We start from the raw sequence: 21104 nt of genomic DNA on the forward strand, positions 1-21104 counted from the left end.
GCACGCCTAAACGCGTTTATTATAAACCGTTTTCGATTATCTCTTGTGCGAGTTCGTCTGCGATCAAATGCGTTGATTTTTGCTCTTTCTCACTTCGCGAAAAAATTTCAGTTAAGGTTTTGAAAATCCCCTCAACATGTTTATTTGATGCCTCAGCACTGTAACCTTCTGGCGCTGTTTCATAATAAACATTAATAATACCACCTGCGTTAATCACATAATCTGGTGCGTATAAAATACCTTTTTCACGAATGATCTCACCGTGGCGAGACTCGGCTAATTGGTTATTTGCACAACCAGCAATAATTGTCGCTTTAATGCGTGGAATAGTCGCATCATTTACTGTTGCACCAAGTGCACACGGTGCATATACATCGACATCAAGGTCGTATATTTCATCAATGCCTACAGCAGTCGCAGTAAAATCATTCACGACTCGATCAATTGCCACTTGGTTGATATCAGTTACAAACAAGGTCGCACCCGCGTCATGCAAATGTTTACATAAGCCATAAGCAACAGCGCCTAAGCCTTGTACTGCCACTTTAATGCCACTCAAGTCTTGGTGACCACGTTGATGTTGTAACGCCGCTTTAATTCCTAAAAATGTGCCATACGCTGTAAATGGTGATGGGTTACCACTTTTACCTTCAAGGCCTAATACATAGTTAGTTTCTTTATTCATAATAGCCACATCATCACAGGTGATGTTTACATCTTCAGCAGAATAGTAACTACCATTTAAGCGCTCTAATTGGCGACCAAATGCACGGAATAACTGTTCAGACTTAATTTCTTTGGCATTACCAATGATCACAGATTTACCACCACCAAATGGTAAACGTGCTACCGCATTTTTGTAGGTCATACCCTTTGATAAACGAAGCGCATCGACAACAGCGTCGTCATCACTTGCGTAATCCCACATTCTGCAACCACCAACAGCAGGACCTAAATTAGTATTATGAACGGCAATAATTGCACGAAGGCCTGATTCTTTATCTGAACAAAAAACCACTTGTTCGTGGTTATCAAAATCAACTCGATTGAACACAGCCACTTTATCTTACTCCGAAATTTGTAACCCGTGAGAGGGTATGCACGCTGAAATTGCCGAGACTCTACCACTTCATATTACAGCTTGCCACTATATGAGATGATAAAACCTATCAATATCAGGCGCTGTAATAAATAAGCTAATTTATCGCAATTTTAAACATTTTAAATTCAAAAAAAGTTACTTTTTAGAATAGCTAATTAACTTAACTAAAAATATAGCATGATAACGTTTACGTGAACGTCAATTTGAATATTATTGTAAAGTTTAAATTACAAGGCAATAAACAGCAACAAGAGAGTAATGATGGGTGTTTGCGGGAGATTAGGTGGTTTACATCCAACTGGTCAGAGCTGATAAGCGGTATCTGAGAAGACTCAAATACCGCATAATAAAGCGAATACTTATTTTAACTTAGCGTCTAACTCTGCAATTTTAGCTTTCCAAATTGCTGGGCCTTGGGTATGCGCATTTGCGCCTTCACTATCCACTGCGACAGTGACTGGCATATCTTCTACTTCAAATTCATAGATAGCTTCCATACCTAAATCTTCAAATGCCACTACACGGGCTTTTTTGATTGCTTTAGATACTAAGTAAGCTGCTCCACCTACGGCCATCAAATACACAGATTTATTGTTTTTGATAGACTCAACTGTTGCAGGGCCACGTTCCGCTTTACCAATCATGCCAATTATGCCAGTTTTTTCTAGCATCATGTCAGTGAATTTATCCATCCGAGTTGCTGTTGTAGGACCTGCAGGGCCCACTGCTTCATCACGTACCGCGTCAACTGGGCCAACGTAGTAAATAAACTTATTGTCAAAATCAACACCTGCTGGTAACCCTTCACCAGAATTGATCATATCTTGCAGACGTTTATGCGCTGCATCACGACCAGTTAATATAGTCCCTGACAGTAATACTGTTTCGCCCATTTTCCATTCATGCGTATCTTCTTTAGTTAGCGTATTTAAGTCAACACGACGCGTACCCTCACCCACTTCAAATGTGACTTCTGGCCAATCTTCAAGTTTTGGCGCTTTTAAGTTTGCAGGACCTGAACCATCTAATGTGAAATGTACATGGCGAGTCGCCGCACAATTTGGGATCATAACCACAGGTTTTGAGGCCGCATGAGTCGGTGCGGTTTTTATTTTCACATCAACCACTGTTGTTAAACCGCCAAGGCCTTGTGCGCCAATACCGAGCTTATTTGCGCGCTCAAATATTTCTAAACGAAGTTTCTCTTCGGTGGTTTCTGCGCCACGTTCCATAAGCTCATGGATATCAACTGGATCCATAAGTGATTCTTTTGCCATTACTGCGGCTTTTTCTGCCGTTCCACCAATACCTATACCTAGCATGCCTGGTGGACACCAACCAGCGCCCATGGTCGGCAAGGTCTTTTCGACCCATTCAGCCACATCATCAGATGGATTTAGCATCACCATTTTACTTTTATTTTCAGAGCCGCCGCCTTTTGCTGCCACCATAACTTCAACATTGCCGCCTGCCACTAAATCAATGTGCACGACCGAAGGCGTATTATCTTTGGTGTTTTTACGGCTACCTGCAGGATCTGCAACAATAGATGCACGCAATGGATTATCTGGATTCAAATAAGCACGACGCGTCCCTTCGTCAACCATTTGCTGTACGGTTAAATCTGTTTTGTCCCACTTAACATCCATACCTACTTTCACAAAACAGGTAATAATACCTGTGTCTTGGCACAAAGGACGTTTGCCTTCTGCCGACATCCGCGAGTTAATTAAAATCTGCGCAATGGCATCTTTTGCCGCTTTACTTTGTTCTTTGTTATAGGCTTTTTCGAGCGCTTGAACAAAATCAAGTGGATGATAAAACGAAATATACTGCAATGCATCTTCAATGCTATCAATAAAGTCTTGCTGACGAATTGTACTCATAGGGGTTCCTTAAATTACCTTTACGTGAGAACACGTAAACTAGGCCAAACCAGTGACGGTGGTTTGTACAGCGCTTAGGCAACGTCACTAAACGCTGCCAAAAAATTATAACTTATGATACCCTCCTAGCCCGTTTCGAGCCAGTTCTTCAGGGTAAAAAAATAGATGATAAAGCAACAAAAAACCTGTATTCAATTAGACATTTCGCTCAACTGCCTAGAGGTTTTCGCCTATTTTGCCCATTTACCTTATGCCGTGCTGCTGGATTCAGCCAACAGCGACCATATAAATAGTCGTTACGATCTGATTGCTATTGCACCAAAAATGCGCCTCGAAGTTAAAAATAACCACACGTTTATTGATGACAAGGTAACTGAACAAGATTGTTTTAGCATCATTAAAGCACAGCTAAATACTCTAGATAGCAGTAAAACTAAGCCTAACCTACCTTTTAGTGGCGGCTGGCTCGGGTATTTTGGTTACGACCTTGGCCGAGTCATTGAAAAACTTCCCAGCCAAGCTATCGATGATATCGATATGCCACAACTAGCTATTGGTCTCTATCTGGATGCACTTATCTATGATAAAAAGCTGCACAGTTGGTTTTATGTCGCACAGCCTGATGTTGATAGATCAGCAATGTATCTACAGGAGTTAGCTCACGCCTCTCCAATTACCTCGCCATTTGAAATCACCCGAGGCTGGTCATCAAATATGAGCCGCGCACAATACAGCGCTAAGTTTGCAAGAATTCAGGGGTATTTAAAAAGTGGCGATTGTTATCAAATTAACTTAGCACAGCGTTTTACAGCACAGTATCAAGGCTCACCGTGGCATGCTTATTGTACTTTGCGCGAAGCTAACAAAGCACCATTTTCAAGTTTTATTAATCATCCTGATGGCGCTATTTTATCTATTTCTCCTGAGCGCTTTATTGCCATTAATGATAATCAGGTTGAAACCAAGCCAATCAAAGGAACGCTGCCACGGTGTCTTGATAAAAAAGAAGATGCGTTACAAGCAACTCGATTACAAAATTCAGCGAAAGATCGCGCTGAGAATGTGATGATTGTTGATTTACTGCGCAACGACTTAGGTAAAGTTGCCAAACCTGGTACCGTGCAAGTCCCGTCACTCTTTGCGATTGAAAGTTTTCCTGCAGTACACCACTTAGTCAGTACCGTGACAGCAAAGTTAGCTGACGATAAAACTGCGGTTGATCAGTTGTATGCTGCTTTTCCGGGAGGGTCAATAACCGGTGCACCCAAAATTCGTGCGATGGAAATCATTGAAGAATTAGAACCGCATCGGCGCAGTATTTACTGTGGTTCAATCGGTTATTTAAGCGCTTGTGGCAATATGGATACCAGTATTACCATCCGAACTTTAGTGTGTCACAAACAACATATTTATTGTTGGGCTGGCGGCGGCATTGTTGCTGATTCACAAGTGGATTTGGAATACCAAGAAACTTACGATAAAGTAAATAAAATCTTACCTTTATTGAAGTAACCTGTGTGAATAGCAAACAGCTTATGGCTCGTTTTCAGCTAACTGCGCCTGCCAATGAGTATATACAGCCAGCTGATAAGAGACATTTTAAACAACGTCCCCAACGAGCCAGTGCCGTTATGTTACCACTGATTGATATAGATAACAGCGCGCACATATTACTATGCAAACGCCCAATGTTCTTAAATCACCATCCTGGGGAAATTTGCTTACCAGGTGGTAAGCATGAGTTGAGCGATGCAAACTTACGCCATACTGCACTGCGTGAACTTAGTGAAGAGCTAAATATCGCCCCATCAAATGTCACTGTCATCGGTCAATTAGGCGATTACTCAACTCTTACCGGCTTTACGATTACACCGTTCGTTGGTGTATTAGCCCCAGATACACATTGGCATGCAGACCAAAATGAAGTGGCCGCCAGTTTTTTGCTGCCCGTCAGCGCACTCGCTGATGTAAACAATTGGCAACCCTTACCTTTTCATCGCTTTGGCAAAACTATTACTTTACAAGGTTTTTCAACTCCTTACGGACTACTTTGGGGAGCCACTGCTAGCATTATTAAAAACTTTACAAAACAGCTTGCCATACCAGTATAAATCTCAATTGCAAAGGGTTACAAGGGTACAATTACGCGTTATTATGTGCGACCGTTCAAAGGCAGCAATCGTGCTGAGTAAAAGTAGAGTAAAGTTATTATGATCAGTGCATTCGATATGTTTAGTATTGGCATTGGCCCGTCATCATCACACACCGTCGGCCCAATGCGCGCATCGCGTTTATTTGTTAACGAACTACAACAACAAAACTTGTTAACCGATGTCACCAGCATTAAAGTTGAGCTATATGGCTCATTGGGACAAACAGGTATCGGCCATGGTTCAGGCAAAGCAGTTATCCTCGGACTTGCGGGTTATGATCCGGAAACCATTGATGCCGATTTAGTAGACGATATTCTCGCTAAAATTGAAAATGAACAAGTGATCCACTTAAATCAAGTGCATCAAGCAAAGTTTCCAAAACAAGGAGCGATTGTATTCCACCGTCGTAAAACTTTGCCAAAACACTCAAATGCAATGGAGATCATTGCTTTTAAAGGCGACGAAAAACTCCATAGTAAAGTTTACTATTCAATTGGTGGCGGTTTTATTGTTACCGATGAAGAATTTGAAAACGAAAAACAAGCTGCGCTCACTGTCCGTGAAGAAAATCCAGCCCCCTTTCCATTTGGCAGTGCCAAAGAATTATTAGAAATGTGTAAGGAGTCAGGCTATAGCGTATCAAGCTTGATGATGAAAAATGAAAAAACCTTACGCACAGAAGATGAAATAAAAGATGAACTATTCAATATTTGGCAAGTAATGAAAGCCTGTATTGAACGCGGTATGCGCACCGAAGGAATTTTACCTGGTGGTTTGAAAGTTAAACGTCGCGCCCCTAGCCTGTACTTAAAGCTCAATATTGAAGTCAGCAATGACCCCCTACGCGCAATGGACTGGGTGGATTTGTTTGCCCTTGCTGTTAATGAAGAAAACGCTGCAGGTGGCCGTGTAGTTACAGCCCCAACTAATGGCGCAGCAGGTATTTTACCTGCGGTATTAATGTACTACCACACATTCATTAAAGAAATAGACCGCGATATTGCAACTCGTTATTTATTAACTGCCGCTGCAATTGGCATCCTGTATAAAAAGAATGCCTCAATTTCAGGTGCTGAAGTTGGTTGCCAAGGCGAAGTTGGCGTCGCATGTTCAATGGCTGCTGGTGCACTGACTGAAATTGTCGGTGGCAGTGTATTACAAGTAGAAAATGCCGCTGAAATTGGCATGGAGCATAACTTAGGGTTAACCTGCGACCCTGTCGGTGGATTAGTACAAGTGCCGTGTATTGAACGTAATGCGATGGGAGCTATCAAAGCAATTAATGCATCGCGTTTGGCTATTCGTGGCAGTGGCGAGCAAAAAGTATCATTGGATAAAGTTATTAAAACCATGCTTGATACTGGTAACGATATGAAAACTAAATATAAAGAAACCGCTCGCGGTGGCTTAGCTGTAAATATAATTGAGTGTTAAGTTTTATAGTCATTAAAAAAGCCGCAATATGCGGCTTTTTTGTTTTCAAAAGATTAAAGTCACTTAACCGGTAACTCTATATCTTCAAACAGCTTATCTACGTCATCTTGATTACGTAGTAAACTCGCTCGCTCAACCCGCTCTTTGGTCAAATGTGGTGCAAAACGCTCTATAAAATCATACATATATGTACGTAAAAAGCTGCCTTTTCTAAAGCCAATTTTAGTGGTGCTGGCTTCAAATAAATGGCTGGCATCAATACACACTAAATCGGTATCTGCAATTTGATCAATCGCCATTGATGCTACAACACCCACACCTAAACCTAAGCGTACATAGGTTTTAATCACATCGGCGTCAGTTGCAGTAAATACAATGTGTGGTTCAAGTCCCTGCGCATTAAATGCTTTATCAAGTTCTGAACGGCCAGTAAAACCAAATACATAAGTAATAAGTGGATACTGGGCAATATCGGCAACGGTCAGCGACTCTGCTTTTTTAGCTAGTGGATGGTCTTTTGCAACCACAATACTGCGATTCCAGTGATAGCAAGGTAACATTACTAAATCAGAGTATAAATGCAGTGCTTCAGTGGCAATTGCAAAATCAGCATCGCCTCGAGCAGCAGCATCAGAAATTTGCTGCGGCGTACCTTGGTGCATGTGCAATGACACCGCAGGGTACTTTTTCATAAATCCTTGGATCACACTTGGCAGTGCATACCGTGCTTGGGTATGTGTGGTGGCAATATTCAACTTACCTTGATCAGGTAATGTATGCTCATTTGCAACCGCCTTAATACCCTCTACTTTAGAAAGGATCTCACGGGAAATATTAATTATTTCAGTGCCCGCGCTGGTAACGTGGGTTAAGTGTTTTCCACTTCGCCCAAAAATCTGCACGCCCAACTCATCTTCCAACATACGTACTTGCTTAGAAATACCTGGCTGTGAGGTAAACAAACTTTCAGCGGTTGCTGAAACATTAAGTTTATGATTTTGGACTTCGACGATGTATCTGAGTTGTTGTAATTTCATGGCTGCATTTTTTAGTGTAGTTATACTGCTTATTTATAAATGCTACATCGCGTCAAGCCAAGTTTTTTCTGATTAACAATAGAAAAAGGCTGTCTGGAATCGTATTTATAAGGTTATTTGCTTAGGCTAGCATAATCCCTCGTCTTGAGGTAGCCATCTTTTGAGCTGACGCGCAAAATGAAAAAATATCATACGCAGATAGTAATAAATGATGAGAAAGTGAATTCTTTTTTACATAAGCCGCGCAAAACTATCCCGTTAGCATATATTTAATGTAAGATTAAAATTATTAGCTTGTGAAATTTGAGACCTAAACCATGATCGTTTCTATTATTATTATGTTGATTGTTGCACTGATTGTCATTGCCCTCTGGGTCAGTGCGGTACAACAGCATAAAGAGAAACAAGAAACAGAACGCCGTAAAGACTTAACCAAACAAAAAAAAATCATTGAAGAATCAGAAGATGTTCTAGTAAATAGCGCCAACATACCTATGTCAGAACATATTTTACGTATTCTGCAACGGCGTATTCATGATGCGTTAGCAGCAATGGTGCAGCTATCTCCTAATTCAAAAGAGTTAAAGAATCGCTTAAAAGAAGCCAATGAACGTTTAGGGAACTCAATCGACACCGCTAACTCAGAAAACTTAGTGTTACCCGATAACGACAAGCAATTAATAGCACTTATTCAAGGTATCAAGAAAGTACGTGCAGTGCTTCGCTCAGAGCATGGTAAAGGAAAAGTAGACAGCCAAATTTTTATTGCTGAAGACAAGCGCTTAGAAAAGCTCCAATTACGAATTAATATTGAAAGCCAGATTAAACGAGGTATCTCAGCGCGCTCTGCGAATATGGTCGGTTCTGCACGCCAATACTTTGAAAAAGCGTACGCAACTGTATCAGCAGTAGCTTATAGCGACGATTATATAACTACAAAACGCCAAGAACTCGAAGGTTATTTAGAAGCAATAAGCACCGACCTTAAAGCCTCCAATGCAACTGCACTGAAGAAAAAAGCAGAGCAAGAACAAGATGATTTAGACGTGCTTTTTGCACCAAAGAAAAAGTGGTAAACCACTTTTTCTTTGTATTAACTTAGGATAAAAACGCAAATTTTATCACAAACATCGCTGTCAATATCCACACACTGATGCTTACTTGTTCTCGTTTACCACACAATACTTTAACAGCTGTATAAGAAATAAAGCCCAGTGCAATGCCATGAGCAATGGAGAATGTTAGCGGCGTCATCAGTAATACCACACTCACTGGAATGGCATCTGTCATATCATCCCAATTTACAAACTTGAGGTTTTGTAGCATTAGCACCGACACGTATAAAATAGCTCCCGCAGTTGCATAAGCTGGCACCATTTTCGCCAAAGGTGCAAAAAACATCATCAATAAAAAGCACATTCCTACAACCACAGCTGTAAGTCCTGTTCTGCCACCCACAGACACCCCTGCAACTGACTCTATATATGAGGTTGTGGTCGAAGTGCCCAATACTGAACCGGCAATGGTTGCGGCACTATCAGCACTTAATGCTCGTCCTAAACGTGGCATATTACCTTTTTCGTCCGCTAAGCCTGCTTTTTGAGTTACCGCAACTAAAGTGCCTGATGTATCAAATAAATCAACGAACAACAATGCAAAAATGACGCTAAGCATTGACAACTCAAATGCCGCTGAAAAATCAAGTTGCATAAAAGTAGGCGCAATTGAAGGTGGCATAGATATCACGCCTTGATACTCTACCAAACCCAGACTTAGCGCGATCACAGTTACTAATAAAATACTGATCAAAACACCGCTTTTAAAATCACGATAAAGTAGCGCTGCAATAACAAAAAAGCTAAAAATAGCCAACAATGGACCGGCAGCCGTTATATCACCCAGCTGCACTAATGTTGCAGGGCTGGCCACAATGATCCCGGCATTTTTAAGCGCAATTAACGCTAAGAACGCTCCAATTCCTGTTGCAATGGCTTGCTTTAACACCAATGGAATAGCATTAATTATCCACTCCCTGACTTTGAACAAACTCAGGAACAAGAAAATACAGCCCGACATAAACACAGCCCCTAATGCTGCTTGCCAGGTATAGCCCATACCTAATACAACACCATAAGTAAAGAAGGCATTAAGCCCCATACCAGGAGCCAAAGCTAACGGATAATTTGCCCAAAAGCCCATGATAAAGCAGCCAATAGCGGCAGCAATACAAGTTGCCACAAACGCAGCACCTTGATCCATACCAGCTTCAGCCAACATAGCAGGGTTGACAAACACAATATAAACCATAGTAATAAAGGTAGTGAGACCAGCAATACATTCGCGGCGCACAGTCGAGTTGTGGTCGCTAATTTTAAATAACGCGTCGAGCATAAGTGAGTTTCATTTTAGATGACAATAATTGCGTGATTTTATCATATATTTCAAGAATAACAGGACAATTAACCTGATATTAGACTAAACTGAGCAGGTAAATGACAACAATAATATGTGTGGCACTATGACAGATACCTCGCCAATTGGCTTAGATTTAGAACAACAGTTAGAAAACGTATTATCGTTTATCACCCAACCGAGCAAAGCCCCACACAGTGCGGTTAAAGCTGATACTCCTGATAACACTGTTAATAAAGCCCTGTATTATTTAAAAAATGATCAACCTCCTCTCGCAGCTAAATGGATGCGCTTAGCTGCAATGTCAGGTAATCAGCGAGCCCAATTTTATCTCGGATTATTTTTTATCAAAGGCCAAGGCGTACCTACTAGTGTTTTTCATGGCGCGGTATGGCTAAGTTTAGCCAGTAGCCAAGGCTATGAGCCTGCAGCAACTGCCTTAACTGATTTACGTAAACATCTAACCACCCGCCGCTTTAAAGATGCCCAGTGTTATGCAGCAACACTGTATGAGCAAATACACCAACAGCAGTTTGCTCACCTGATCCCCAACTCACCTTGAAAAGGGACTAATCTACCCTTTTCATTAAAATCAATTGCCACCTCAATGTAACTAAGTAATATATTGTTTTATAGTAAATTATTTTATTTTATGCACATTTCCAAAGCTGATGGTATCAAATAAATATAAAAATCGTTCAAAAAGATAGCAAAAAACACTTGCACACAAACACTGTATAAACTACTGTATATGAGTACTGTATAAACAACCAGTGAGTGAAACTTATGTTACAGCCAATTACCGTCAGAACAGTTAAAAGCTATCAACAAGATAATTTAAGCGCATCAGTAAATTTGATTCAGATAGAAGATGAGATCTCTGCAACTTTTGAACTTCTAAAGGTGTTACACCATTACAATAATAAAAACGCATGGACGTTACTGATTGCACCGGATCACGTACCAAGTAAAGCTTTACTCGATTCATGTTCTATTGATACCAGTAAACTATTAGTGATCAGGCAAAAGCATCTGGTTAATTTAGAGTATGTACTAAATTCTGCACTACATAACGGTAACTTTGCAGCGGTGATCACCTGGACAGACATTGTGAGAGACAATCAAATAGCTAACCTGTCATTAAAGTTAGATCAAGCCAGTGCAAAACTATACTGTTTTACTAAAACCCAACAAGCTACAGAGATAGCATTAGCACAATAAGCTGTTAAAATGCCGTTTTTTAATAAAGCGTATTTTAATTATGACCTCACTCACTGACAGTCTTTGCTTATGTGGCAGCGAACAAAGCTATAGCGATTGCTGTGAAAAATTGCATTTAGGCAATATACAAGCAACAAGCCCAGAGCAACTAATGCGCTCTCGCTTTGTTGCTTATGCCTTAAAAAATGCTAAGTATATTTACCAAACTTATGCACAAGAAAAACAAGCAGCAAACCCACTCAGAGAAATTGCCGATTTTGCTAATAGTTGCCGCTTTATAAAATTAGCCGTGATCAGTGCAGATCAGCAAGAGTACACTGGTTGTGTTGAATTTTGTGTTAGCTATTTTTATCAAAACTTGTTTTGCCAACTGCATGAAAAATCAAGCTTCATAAAAGAAGATGGCCAGTGGCGTTATCTCGATGGTGAGATCTTCCCTGTTGCAGATATAAAAATTAGCCGCAATGATGAATGCCCGTGTGGTAGTGGTAAAAAATATAAAAAATGCCACAGCGTGTAACACTTTCTTAGAGTATAGTTTTTACCGTAAGTATTTATAAATAATCATAAATTCAAAAAACTCGCAAGCCAATGTGGTCTGTCTAAGTGCGATTAACTCTTTGTTGCTTAACCTAAATTTTGGTTCATGTGTTTTCTAACGCATTGATTTAAAGCACTAATATTACTTTTACTCTCCAGCCAAAATTTTCAGGGAAAATAAGGCGAATTTACGCGTCAATAGCATGCCTATTACAAATAAATTCAACGCAGTTAACATTGAAAAATAGCCGCTGGAGATAGATTTATTATCCGAAGCTCAGATTACTTCCGCCAGTAGAATAACGCGGTAGCAGTAGCGAGCCCACTAGGTTAAAAACCTCTTGTCACGATTAAATCACTCCTAGATTAAACAAATTTTAATTCTGAAAGGTCAACATACTCTAGTACTTCACAACAACACCTATAAACAACTAACTCATCCATAAAGCATATCAATATTGCGTTAGAACCAGCCCCGTAACATGCAAATATCTAGTCATATCAAAAAACAATAAAGGAACAAATGTTAACTAAATTTCAAGTATCAAAAAACACTATAATAAAAACTAGAAAATAAATCGTTATTATTTTTATATTTTTTTAAATAATTAAAACAAAACCTAACCCATTAATTTTAATTAAATATATTTATTTAAAACGCATAAAAACAAAACTAAATGATGAAATTAAAACTAATCAATCAGTAATTAGCATTGCATAAAGTCATTTTTAGCGCAATAATGCCACCGGTAGCACTGCAGTACAAGCATAAACAGGACTTGATTGTGTTAACATTTTTAACAATTAATTTATTTGATTGTTTTGATCTGAACATACAGTAATTAGGAACAACCAATGAATAAACGTACGTTATTTAAATATTCTTTGCATGCTTTGGCCATAACAACTGCTATATATGGAAACAGTGCACTTGCTAATGCGTCAGGCTTTGCCGCAACGAATGGTGGTACAACAGGTGGTGCTGGTGGCGATGTTGTTTATGCAACAACTGGAACCCAAATTCATCAGGCTTTATGTAACCGAGCATCAAGTGACACACCAATTATCATCCACGTTGAAGGCACCATAAATCATGGCAACACCAGTAAAGTATCTGGAGATAGTTGCAATACTGGGCCAGATCTAATTGAACTAAAAGAAATTAGTAATGTTTCTATTATCGGTGTTGGTAGCGGTGCTCTTTTTGACCAATTAGGCATCCATATTCGTTCATCTTCAAATATCATTATTCAAAATGTTCACGTTAGAAACGTCAAAAAATCAGGCTCCCCCACCTCCAACGGCGGTGATGCAATTGGCATGGAGTCAAACGTCAGAAATATTTGGGTCGATCACGTTACACTTGAGGCCAGTGGTGGCGAAAGTTCAGGATATGATGCTTTGTTCGATATGAAGAGTAATACCAAATACGTGACATTATCTTACAGTATTTTGCGCAACTCTGGACGCGGTGGTCTCGTTGGCTCAAGTGATAGTGACGATACTAACGGCCCTGTTACTTTTCATCACAATTACTATGAAAATATTAATTCTCGCACGCCTTTACTAAGACACGCGACAGCGCATGCTTACAACAACTACTACTATGGACTCGTGTCATCGGGCATGAATCCACGAATTGGCGGTAAAATGCGCGCCGAAAACAACTACTTTAAAAATTCCAAAGATCCACTCGGCACTTTTTATACAAATGACATGGGTTACTGGCAAGTCAGCGGCAACATTTGGGATAATATCGATTGGTCTGAACAAGAAAACAAGCTTCACCCAGCAGGCCCTAATCCAACCTCAACCACAACAATCAACATCCCTTATAACTATCAACTTGATAATGCACAGTGTATACCCAACATCATTGCAGCAACGGCTGGCGCGAACAAAGGCTTACAAACATCAAATGGTCAATGTGGAACAACCACACCCACCGATCCAACACCGGATCCAGATCCAACACCTGAGCCAACACCAGCAGGGGAAAATCTAGCTATTAGTGCCGGTGTTGATGGCAGTTCTAAAGCCAGTGGCTCGAGTTATGGCAATGTGAACGACGGCGATATGTCAACTTACTGGTCACCGTCAGCTACCACGGGCACGATCAATATTAAAAACCTTAACACCACCATAAATGCGATTAAAATAATTGAAACCCCAGCCAGTAAAGGAAGCATTACAGCTTGGTCTTTAGTGAACTACGATACAGGTGTAACACTTACTAACGGTGGTGCTGTGCCAAATGTAATCACTTTTTCTAACACTAACTTATCCAAAGTAAGTTTTGTGATTCATTCCGCCAATGGCGTACCGCAAATTGCAGAGTTTGAAGTCTACAATGGTTATACCGACGGCAATAATGGCAACCCAACCAATACACAAGTCAATGGTACTTACCGCATTACCCCAAAACACAGTGGTGCATCATTAGATATTGCTAACTGTCAAAGTGAAGATGGGGCAAATGTTAGGCAGTGGTCTTGGCTTAATAATGATTGCCAAAAATTTAATATTTCAACAGTCGATGGGGTGTGGCATCGTATTTCACCAGTCAATGCTCCTTCTAAAGGGTTAGAGGTCTATACGCATTCAACTACAGCGGGTGAAAATATCAATATCTGGACATACACAGGGAGCTATAACCAGCAGTTTCGTTTGCAAAGTGCCGGCTCTGGTAAGTGGCGTATCATCAACCGAAATAGTGAGTTGTGCTTAGACGTCGCAGGCAGCAAAACTGCCGATGATGCTAATATTCTGCAATGGACATGTACCTCAGGAGCAGAAAATCAAATGTTTGAGTTAACCAGACAATAACTAACATTTACTGTGAAGGGCTTTGTTAAGCTCTTCATTATTAACCGTGTTCAGTCAGCGCCTCACGGGTAAAGCGTTGTTTATGTAGTCTATAGATAGTCGATATATTAATAACAATTACAGTCGCTTCCAATAACACGCCGCCAATAGATCCAACAATTATATTATTTGCCAACCATAGGCACGATCCTGCAAACAGCAAAACACGCATTTTGATGCCCGTTAAGCAAAATAGTGCAAAACAACCCAAACAAGCGGCAACAATCGCAAGGTAATCCGTCCATTGCTGGGCTGTTAGATAACCGATAACCACGGTTAAAATAATAAAAATGGCTGCTATCCACACCGATTTTACCCGCATTGATACGGCTGTACGCCCCGCTGAAAATAAACAGCACAATGATGAAGTGATAGCATTGAGTAAATAAAAGTGCAGTGCATGATTTAGATTCATCACCACCATCATTATTTTTAAACGACGATCATCCTTTTGATAAAAGCACACCAATGCTAAAACAAAGCTCAGTAAACCAAACCCTTGGGCAATCCAACTACCAACCACCAGCCCTATTCCCCACTAAAATAAATATCTCAACCGCTATTGTGGTTAATATACAATCAAATATCTACACGCTATTACAGATTATTTTCAATCATGGTTTTAATGATCTGCGCTTTAACAAAGTGATCTAATTGGTGGGTTTGTATCCACCATGTCGCAGCTTCCATAAGTAATTCTGGATCATCATTTTTGTTGGCAAAAAAAGCATAAAATGACAGCCCAACATTACCTCCCTTCGCCGCTATTTTTTTGTCACAAACTTGAATGATCTTAGTCCTTAATTCGTCGCGCATTACGGCGTTACCTCACTTCACTTTTTAAACTGCATTGCATTTCAATAAGTTGGTGTTCGCCAACTATTTCAACATCTTTAATATATTTAAAACCATAACTTTCGTAATAGCCTTGCAAATAGGCATGTGCATGAATTTCAATGATCTCAAGGCCAATTTTACCAGCATGTGATAACAAGGCATTAATAACCAATTTAGCAATGCCGGATCCTCGGTATTGCTTTAACACTGCAATCCTTGCCATAACGCCACACCGTGGGTTACGTTTCACTAACCGCGCAGTAGCGACTAAAGCACCGCCATCTGTTACCACCACATGCACAGCTCGTTCGTCGCAACCGTCTAAATCTAACTGCTTAGGAATACTTTGTTCGATCACAAATACCTGGTGGCGAATAGCATGCGCTTGCGCAATCAGTTCAGGGCTAGTGCCTAGCGTAACATCCATTTATTGTGACCTCTTAAACATAATCAACGAGCTAATTTTACTGTAATTGTTGTAGTAGCTGAGCTATTTCAGCCTTCAGCGCTTTATCAGGAATTTTATTTGCGCTAACCTGCGCAGCTTGTAAACTTACGATAGCAGCTTCGGTTTGCCCTAGTTCAACATGCATAGTTGCCATCGCATAACCAATTGACGACATATAATCTTTCGCATTGATGGCGTTAGCTTTAGCTAATGCTTTTTCATAGATCAACAACGCATCGGCAAACTCATCGGTAAAATCAGCGAGCGTTTCCCACTGTACAGGATGATCTTTCTCAGTATTTTCATGCTCAATACACAGTGCTTTTAGCTGCCCATAGAGTGAATCGAACGTAACTTGATCTTGCTGCTGTGCAGCATTCATTAGCTCACCGGCTAAGTTCAATACTGATTTATACAGTTTTGTATTCATTATTCTTTCATTACCTTTTGTTAGAAATTATAGCCAAATTAACTATCTTGCATGGCTAAGAACAACAACTCAAAGCGAAACGAAAGAAAATACAAGGCCGAGAGCGTACTATTCTAATACACTCGAGACTAAAATGATTCATTCTAAAGCGTATCAAGCCTAAGGCGGGGAAAAAATCTCAGCTCAAATCAGGTGATAACCCCCCTGTTACAAGTTATCACCTCAGCCAAATTTTTATTGTTTCAAGGCTAACTCTCAGTTTTTGCTGTATCTTTACCACTTGCATGAATAAAATACAGCGCAATACCCAAACATATTACAGCGCCAATACGACTTGGCGAAAAAGCAATCACATCGTTACCAAGCCAACCAAAATTATCAATTAACATACTCATAAATAATTGACCGAATATTACCGCAACCGTTGCGACTGCGGTGCCAATTCGCTGCACAGCAAACACCATTATCACGATATAGGGTACTCCACACATTGCCCCTAATAATTGCCACTTTGGCACATCCAACAGGGTTAGCGCATGCCTAGGTTCAAAATAAAAGATAAGTAACCCGGTGATCAACGCACCCACCGAAAAGGTTAAAAATGCGCAGCGAAAAACACCTACTTTACTTCCTAATTGACCATTAATGGCAGCCTGAATACTCAAGGTTGCACCACCAATCACCGCCAGAATTATCATAATTATAGTCATTAGCGTCCCCTAACCTTGTGCCATCAGAATTAATGCAATGACAATAAAAAATAGTGCCATAAGCCGTTTACGGTCAATCTGGCGATGTTGACTACCAAATAAACCATAATGATCTATCAGCAAACTTTTCGCTATTTGTCCCATCAAGATACTGATCATCGTCATAGCAATACCTATCACAGGTGCTGTGAACGTCAATATAACGACATAAACAGGCCCCAACACGCCACCTAACAATGTCCATGATGGTTGTTTGAAAAAAGATGGGCTATTGCGAGGACTAAAAAATAGCATCAACATAAAGGTAAGAGCAGCACCAACACCAAACACACTAAATGTGGCCCATAATTCTCCAACCTCACCACCTAAAGGGCCCAATAAGCCTGCTTCTACAGACAGCCCCATTCCTCCCATAACGACAATTAAAATCAAAATAAACTGCATGCAAATCTCCTATTAATAAGGAATAAATAATAACCTAGAGCTTTAACGCGAAAAATGGGATTATATAAGAAACACTTTTGCAGGATTTGCACAAATGAATGATTTCAGTTCGATCAATATCAGAGCGTTAAAATTTTTTATCGCCGTGTATAAATGTAAAAGCTTTTCTGTTGTTGCTCGACATGAAAATGTATCGCCTTCTATGGTCTCTAGAGTAATTTTGCAACTTGAAGATGCCCTTGGTCAGCAACTTTTTTACCGTAACACAAGAGCAATAATGCCAACCGAAGCGGGCCGAATTTTTCATGATTATGCGCGCTCAATGACCGAGCAACTCAACGAAGTACGAAACGAGCTGCAGGATAGAGCAACTCAACCCAAAGGGTTAATAAGAATTAATGCGCCGGTTTTTTTCGGACAAAAACACATAGCGCCTTGGCTTGGTGAGTTTTTAAATCGCTATCCGAAAATTCAAGTAGAGTTGACTCAAACCGATGATTTTATCGATCCGCATATTGATGCCGCTGACGTGATTTTTCGTATCGGATCTCTTGCAGATTCATCGTTACATGCTAAAACATTAGGACTGCAAACTTATCATTTAGCCGCATCCCCTGCTTATCTGAAAAAATATGGCACACCAAAAGTACCGGCTGATCTTAGTCAGCATCAGGGCTTAATTTATCGCGGTTCATCGGGGCAAAATCGTTGGTTATTCAAAATTAATTCGTCATGGCAGCAGCAAAGTGTAATACCGACTTTAGTATCTAACAACGCTGAAACACTGTTTATCGGGGCTTTGAACGACATGGGAATTGTATTATTCCCTGATTGGTTAATTGGTGAAAGCTTAAAAACAGGCACTCTTGTTTCACTCTTAAGTGAATTTGCGCCAACAATCAAAACGGGACCACAAAACATTACTGCAATTTACCCTAATACACGACAGCCACCATTAAATGTTCGAGTATGTATTGATTACTTTAGTGAAGTTTATGGCAACCCGCCGTACTGGAAATACCAAAATTAAGTATCTGCGTTATGCTCTAACGGGTGCATACAGACCAATAGTGATACCTAAAAAAACACACCCGCTCAGCACACAATTGCATGCAGCTAAGTGACGCAGTTACTCACTGATTTTTTTGGTGAATAATTTAGTCTGAGGGTAGATTTATACACTACAACTAGGGGTATACTGGAAATAGGTTTTCAATTGTGGAAAATAGTATGCTCCCAACAACACACCCTATTTTTTGGCGCGACCCCGAGTTACCATTTGTCGAGCTGCGCCAAGTATTAGATGGCCGCAAAGTCACTTATGCTCCCCACTCCCACCAGCAATGGTCAATTGGCGCAATTTTAGCGGGGCAAAGTGAATTCATTTGTGAAGATCGTCTACATCAAGTAACACATGGTAATTTAGTATTAATGAACCCTGATGAAGTCCACGCCTGTAATCCAAAGCAAAACTCAGTGTGGGCTTATTACATGATGCATATAGATAAAAATTGGTTAGCAGCGTTATTGTTCGAGTCTGGCGTCACAAAGCAACAAAACTGGCAAGGAAGTCGCTTGGATACAGTGCTACTACCACAGCTTTATCAGGACTTTGTTATCTTGTGCCAAAACCTAATGACAAATACGTTTACCGCAGCACAAAAGCGCACGTTGCTAAGTAGTTACTTCGTGCAATTATTTACGTACCTTGATTGCGTTGAGCCATTACACGAGCAAACGTTATTACCTGAAAATAAGCTATATCAAGTAGCGAACTACCTGAATGAGCACTGTTTTGAAGACCAATCAATTAACACAATCAGTAAACTTTTTGGCTTTAGCAGCAGTTATTTAGTGCGCGCTTTTAAACGTCATTTTAATATGACTCCGCACGCTTATCGGTTAAATCGTCGTATTCAATTAGGTCAGCAAGCACTAAAACAAGGCCAGCCAATAGCAAGTATCGCTCACAGTGCAGGTTTTAGTGATCAAGCGCATTTTCAGCGGGTCTTTAAACAACGCGTAGCGGCAACTCCCGAGCAATATCGCCGTACTTTATCACTGTAAATTAAAACCACTAAATCAATAATAAAAAGCAGCTGCCAGCCAGTAATAGTGCAAGAATTTTATTCATCACTCGCATTTTAGCTGGGCTTTGAAAATGCTGCCCGAGCCGTATACCTAGCCAAACCCAACAGCCAAGTGATAACCAACAAATAGGTAAATATAAACTTGCAAAAGTAACCAGTTCAAATCCTTGCGCCCCTGGACTATATGCTGCAATGCCTGATAAAGAAGCCAACCACGCTTTAGGGTTAAGCCATTGCATGATCACACCTGTCATAAAGGTAGGGGCATTTTGCTTAGCGTCAGCTGTGAGGCCGCCATCATCGATAAATAATTGATAACTGAGATAAAGTAAAAAAGCGATACCGAGCCATTGTAATACACCAGTGATCCAGGCTAATTGCGCAATGAGATAATGCAAACTAAAACCAATAAACAAAAATAATGCAATGAAACCAAAGGTAGCACCAGTCACAAATATTAAGCCTTTTTTTGCCCCATATCGCGCACTACTACTTAACGAAACAAGGTTAACTGGCCCGGGTGATATAGACGCCGCCAAGGCAAATAGTGCCATTGAGATGATCACTGATAAAGTCATAACGTATACTTAGGTTATTTAAAGTGGCGTTTATTATCTGTTGTTGCAATAAGCCATGTATTGAACAAAATTGACCTTGTTGTAAATAAAATAGCATCTGACAAATTACCCCTGCAAAAACACAGCTGCACTAAAAAAATCGGTGTTACACTAGAATTAGTCCATCTTACAAATTAGCGAACCATGAAAGAATGTAATCAATGTGGTAAATGCTGTATTAAATACGGTGGTGGCGATCTGAGCGCCACGCAAGAAGAGATTGATCTATGGGAGATATTTAACCCCGAAATCTTTGAGTTCGTTAAAAATAACCAAATATGGCACGACCCACAATCGGGAGTAAAACTAAGCCAATGCCCTTTTCTTGAAATAGCCCCAAAAATAAATCCCCTCGCCGCAAATAAATATACCTGCAGTATTTATTTAGACCGCCCTGAAGATTGCCGCCACTATCCTAGCCTTATCACCGAAATGGTAAGAGACGAATGCGAAATGATTGAAGTAATCGATTTAGATAACTATAAAAAAGCACAAAGAAAACTAGATCTATTAATGCAAGACAGTCGCCCTGGCGGCTATACAGAATAAAACAGAGCTTAGCTTTGAGTGAGCTCCTAGCCATTAGACTAAAGACTTAGCACCCAGTAATTCATTAATGCATGCCGTATAACTGGCTTTTTCAAAGCAATAAACAACAAATATGAAAATAAGGTATTGATTATTAACAATAGAAATTAACTTTTGAATATTTTCTTCTCTGCTGGCTATACCTGCGCCAAGCTACTTTAATCCGTCATGCTCGACCTTTGCCTAATCGTAATTGATAAACCTCTACTTTATTCTATCGATTCAATATTCATTGCTTTATACAAGCTGTTTTTTTTATTTTGAGTTAGCAACAATGTTGCAGGAGAATT

General features: G+C 40.2%; 22 protein-coding genes. 11 read left to right on the forward strand and 11 right to left on the reverse strand.

The genetic code is table 11. From position 1 onward, the window contains the following. Window positions 1-19: 19 nt before the first annotated feature. Together FW757_RS13865 and FW757_RS13870 are read right to left on the reverse strand one after the other, a co-directional pair. Window positions 20-1060: a Leu/Phe/Val dehydrogenase gene (locus tag FW757_RS13865; RefSeq protein WP_182718436.1), complete on the reverse strand. Its 1041-nt coding sequence runs from the start codon at window positions 1058-1060 to the stop codon at window positions 20-22. A gap of 401 nt (window positions 1061-1461) precedes the next feature. Next, window positions 1462-2988, reverse strand: coding sequence for a fumarate hydratase (locus FW757_RS13870; protein ID WP_145241038.1), 1527 nt, complete (start codon window positions 2986-2988; stop codon window positions 1462-1464). 165 nt (window positions 2989-3153) lie between these two features. Between FW757_RS13870 and pabB the strand changes: the two genes are divergently transcribed. From pabB to FW757_RS13885, 3 genes are all read left to right on the forward strand, one after another. Next, window positions 3154-4500, forward strand: a complete 1347-nt coding sequence (gene pabB / locus FW757_RS13875; RefSeq protein WP_446441347.1) for an aminodeoxychorismate synthase component I — start codon at window positions 3154-3156, stop codon at window positions 4498-4500. A 5-nt stretch (window positions 4501-4505) separates the two neighbouring features. Further along, window positions 4506-5099 (forward strand): NUDIX hydrolase, encoded by a 594-nt coding sequence (locus tag FW757_RS13880; protein ID WP_246175607.1) that lies wholly within the window; start codon window positions 4506-4508, stop codon window positions 5097-5099. A 99-nt stretch (window positions 5100-5198) separates the two neighbouring features. Continuing rightward, window positions 5199-6575 carry an L-serine ammonia-lyase gene (locus FW757_RS13885; RefSeq protein ID WP_145241045.1) on the forward strand — a complete coding sequence of 459 codons (1377 nt, stop codon included), beginning with the start codon at window positions 5199-5201 and terminating at the stop codon, window positions 6573-6575. 59 nt (window positions 6576-6634) lie between these two features. Here FW757_RS13885 and cysB read toward each other — a convergent pair whose 3' ends face one another. Then, window positions 6635-7612 carry an HTH-type transcriptional regulator CysB gene (cysB, locus tag FW757_RS13890; RefSeq protein WP_145241047.1) on the reverse strand — a complete coding sequence of 326 codons (978 nt, stop codon included), beginning with the start codon at window positions 7610-7612 and terminating at the stop codon, window positions 6635-6637. 317 nt (window positions 7613-7929) lie between these two features. Between cysB and FW757_RS13895 the strand changes: the two genes are divergently transcribed. Next, the gene (locus tag FW757_RS13895) at window positions 7930-8688 is read left to right on the forward strand and encodes a hypothetical protein (protein ID WP_149982843.1); all 759 of its coding nucleotides are present in this window, start codon (window positions 7930-7932) and stop codon (window positions 8686-8688) included. Between the two features lie 22 nt (window positions 8689-8710). Here the strand turns inward: FW757_RS13895 and FW757_RS13900 are convergent, their stop codons facing one another. Then, a complete protein-coding gene (locus tag FW757_RS13900; RefSeq protein WP_182718438.1) occupies window positions 8711-10003 on the reverse strand; it encodes an NCS2 family permease in 1293 nt (430 codons plus the stop codon). A gap of 127 nt (window positions 10004-10130) precedes the next feature. On the opposite strand from FW757_RS13900, the gene FW757_RS13905 reads away from it, so the two are divergent. From FW757_RS13905 to FW757_RS13920, 4 genes are all read left to right on the forward strand, one after another. After that, a complete protein-coding gene (locus FW757_RS13905; protein WP_149982845.1) occupies window positions 10131-10586 on the forward strand; it encodes a sel1 repeat family protein in 456 nt (151 codons plus the stop codon). A 224-nt stretch (window positions 10587-10810) separates the two neighbouring features. Continuing rightward, window positions 10811-11245 (forward strand): SulA-like leucine-rich domain-containing protein, encoded by a 435-nt coding sequence (locus FW757_RS13910; protein ID WP_149982846.1) that lies wholly within the window; start codon window positions 10811-10813, stop codon window positions 11243-11245. 40 nt (window positions 11246-11285) lie between these two features. Then, entirely contained in the window at window positions 11286-11765 is a 480-nt protein-coding gene (locus tag FW757_RS13915) for a YchJ family protein (RefSeq protein WP_149982847.1), read from the forward strand. 875 nt (window positions 11766-12640) lie between these two features. Next, window positions 12641-14611, forward strand: a complete 1971-nt coding sequence (locus FW757_RS13920) for a pectate lyase family protein (protein WP_446441348.1) — start codon at window positions 12641-12643, stop codon at window positions 14609-14611. A gap of 40 nt (window positions 14612-14651) precedes the next feature. On the opposite strand, the gene FW757_RS13925 is transcribed toward FW757_RS13920, so the two are convergent. The 6 genes from FW757_RS13925 to FW757_RS13950 all read right to left on the reverse strand — a co-directional run bounded on the left by FW757_RS13925 (window position 14652) and on the right by FW757_RS13950 (window position 17519). Further along, the gene (locus FW757_RS13925) at window positions 14652-15173 is read right to left on the reverse strand and encodes a YgjV family protein (RefSeq protein ID WP_446441349.1); all 522 of its coding nucleotides are present in this window, start codon (window positions 15171-15173) and stop codon (window positions 14652-14654) included. Window positions 15174-15247: 74 nt separating this feature from the next. Beyond that, window positions 15248-15466: a DUF6500 family protein gene (locus FW757_RS13930; protein ID WP_182718441.1), complete on the reverse strand. Its 219-nt coding sequence runs from the start codon at window positions 15464-15466 to the stop codon at window positions 15248-15250. Window positions 15467-15473: 7 nt separating this feature from the next. Further along, window positions 15474-15914, reverse strand: a complete 441-nt coding sequence (locus tag FW757_RS13935) for a GNAT family N-acetyltransferase (RefSeq protein ID WP_182740807.1) — start codon at window positions 15912-15914, stop codon at window positions 15474-15476. A gap of 37 nt (window positions 15915-15951) precedes the next feature. Continuing rightward, window positions 15952-16368 (reverse strand): tetratricopeptide repeat protein, encoded by a 417-nt coding sequence (locus tag FW757_RS13940; protein ID WP_182734977.1) that lies wholly within the window; start codon window positions 16366-16368, stop codon window positions 15952-15954. 245 nt (window positions 16369-16613) lie between these two features. Then, window positions 16614-17075, reverse strand: coding sequence for a DMT family transporter (locus FW757_RS13945; protein WP_145241067.1), 462 nt, complete (start codon window positions 17073-17075; stop codon window positions 16614-16616). Window positions 17076-17084: 9 nt separating this feature from the next. Next, window positions 17085-17519 carry a DMT family transporter gene (locus FW757_RS13950; protein WP_145241069.1) on the reverse strand — a complete coding sequence of 145 codons (435 nt, stop codon included), beginning with the start codon at window positions 17517-17519 and terminating at the stop codon, window positions 17085-17087. A gap of 94 nt (window positions 17520-17613) precedes the next feature. On the opposite strand from FW757_RS13950, the gene FW757_RS13955 reads away from it, so the two are divergent. Further along, window positions 17614-18549 carry a LysR family transcriptional regulator gene (locus tag FW757_RS13955; protein WP_182732202.1) on the forward strand — a complete coding sequence of 312 codons (936 nt, stop codon included), beginning with the start codon at window positions 17614-17616 and terminating at the stop codon, window positions 18547-18549. Between the two features lie 200 nt (window positions 18550-18749). Next, window positions 18750-19586, forward strand: a complete 837-nt coding sequence (locus FW757_RS13960) for an AraC family transcriptional regulator (protein WP_182761290.1) — start codon at window positions 18750-18752, stop codon at window positions 19584-19586. Between the two features lie 10 nt (window positions 19587-19596). Here FW757_RS13960 and FW757_RS13965 read toward each other — a convergent pair whose 3' ends face one another. Further along, entirely contained in the window at window positions 19597-20187 is a 591-nt protein-coding gene (locus FW757_RS13965; protein ID WP_145241075.1) for a LysE family translocator, read from the reverse strand. A gap of 183 nt (window positions 20188-20370) precedes the next feature. Between FW757_RS13965 and FW757_RS13970 the strand changes: the two genes are divergently transcribed. Next, a complete protein-coding gene (locus FW757_RS13970; protein ID WP_145241077.1) occupies window positions 20371-20775 on the forward strand; it encodes a YkgJ family cysteine cluster protein in 405 nt (134 codons plus the stop codon). Window positions 20776-21104: the final 329 nt, after the last annotated feature.

The organism is Pseudoalteromonas sp. 1181_04, from assembly GCF_052850545.1.

Bases quoted from the DNA above. Each gene is read 5' to 3' on its own strand.
- cysB (WP_145241047.1), bottom strand. From the start codon at position 7,612: ATGAAATTACAACAACTCAGATACATCGTCGAAGTCCAAAATCATAAA.
- FW757_RS13960 (WP_182761290.1), top strand. From the start codon at position 18,750: ATGCTCCCAACAACACACCCTATTTTTTGGCGCGACCCCGAGTTACCA.
- FW757_RS13900 (WP_182718438.1), bottom strand. From the start codon at position 10,003: ATGCTCGACGCGTTATTTAAAATTAGCGACCACAACTCGACTGTGCGC.
- pabB (WP_446441347.1), top strand. From the start codon at position 3,154: ATGATAAAGCAACAAAAAACCTGTATTCAATTAGACATTTCGCTCAAC.
- FW757_RS13955 (WP_182732202.1), top strand. From the start codon at position 17,614: ATGAATGATTTCAGTTCGATCAATATCAGAGCGTTAAAATTTTTTATC.
- FW757_RS13905 (WP_149982845.1), top strand. From the start codon at position 10,131: ATGACAGATACCTCGCCAATTGGCTTAGATTTAGAACAACAGTTAGAA.
- FW757_RS13920 (WP_446441348.1), top strand. From the start codon at position 12,641: ATGAATAAACGTACGTTATTTAAATATTCTTTGCATGCTTTGGCCATA.
- FW757_RS13870 (WP_145241038.1), bottom strand. From the start codon at position 2,988: ATGAGTACAATTCGTCAGCAAGACTTTATTGATAGCATTGAAGATGCA.
- FW757_RS13885 (WP_145241045.1), top strand. From the start codon at position 5,199: ATGATCAGTGCATTCGATATGTTTAGTATTGGCATTGGCCCGTCATCA.
- FW757_RS13970 (WP_145241077.1), top strand. From the start codon at position 20,371: ATGAAAGAATGTAATCAATGTGGTAAATGCTGTATTAAATACGGTGGT.
- FW757_RS13945 (WP_145241067.1), bottom strand. From the start codon at position 17,075: ATGACTATAATTATGATAATTCTGGCGGTGATTGGTGGTGCAACCTTG.
- FW757_RS13895 (WP_149982843.1), top strand. From the start codon at position 7,930: ATGATCGTTTCTATTATTATTATGTTGATTGTTGCACTGATTGTCATT.
- FW757_RS13930 (WP_182718441.1), bottom strand. From the start codon at position 15,466: ATGCGCGACGAATTAAGGACTAAGATCATTCAAGTTTGTGACAAAAAA.
- FW757_RS13950 (WP_145241069.1), bottom strand. From the start codon at position 17,519: ATGCAGTTTATTTTGATTTTAATTGTCGTTATGGGAGGAATGGGGCTG.
- FW757_RS13965 (WP_145241075.1), bottom strand. From the start codon at position 20,187: ATGACTTTATCAGTGATCATCTCAATGGCACTATTTGCCTTGGCGGCG.
- FW757_RS13910 (WP_149982846.1), top strand. From the start codon at position 10,811: ATGTTACAGCCAATTACCGTCAGAACAGTTAAAAGCTATCAACAAGAT.
- FW757_RS13915 (WP_149982847.1), top strand. From the start codon at position 11,286: ATGACCTCACTCACTGACAGTCTTTGCTTATGTGGCAGCGAACAAAGC.
- FW757_RS13935 (WP_182740807.1), bottom strand. From the start codon at position 15,914: ATGGATGTTACGCTAGGCACTAGCCCTGAACTGATTGCGCAAGCGCAT.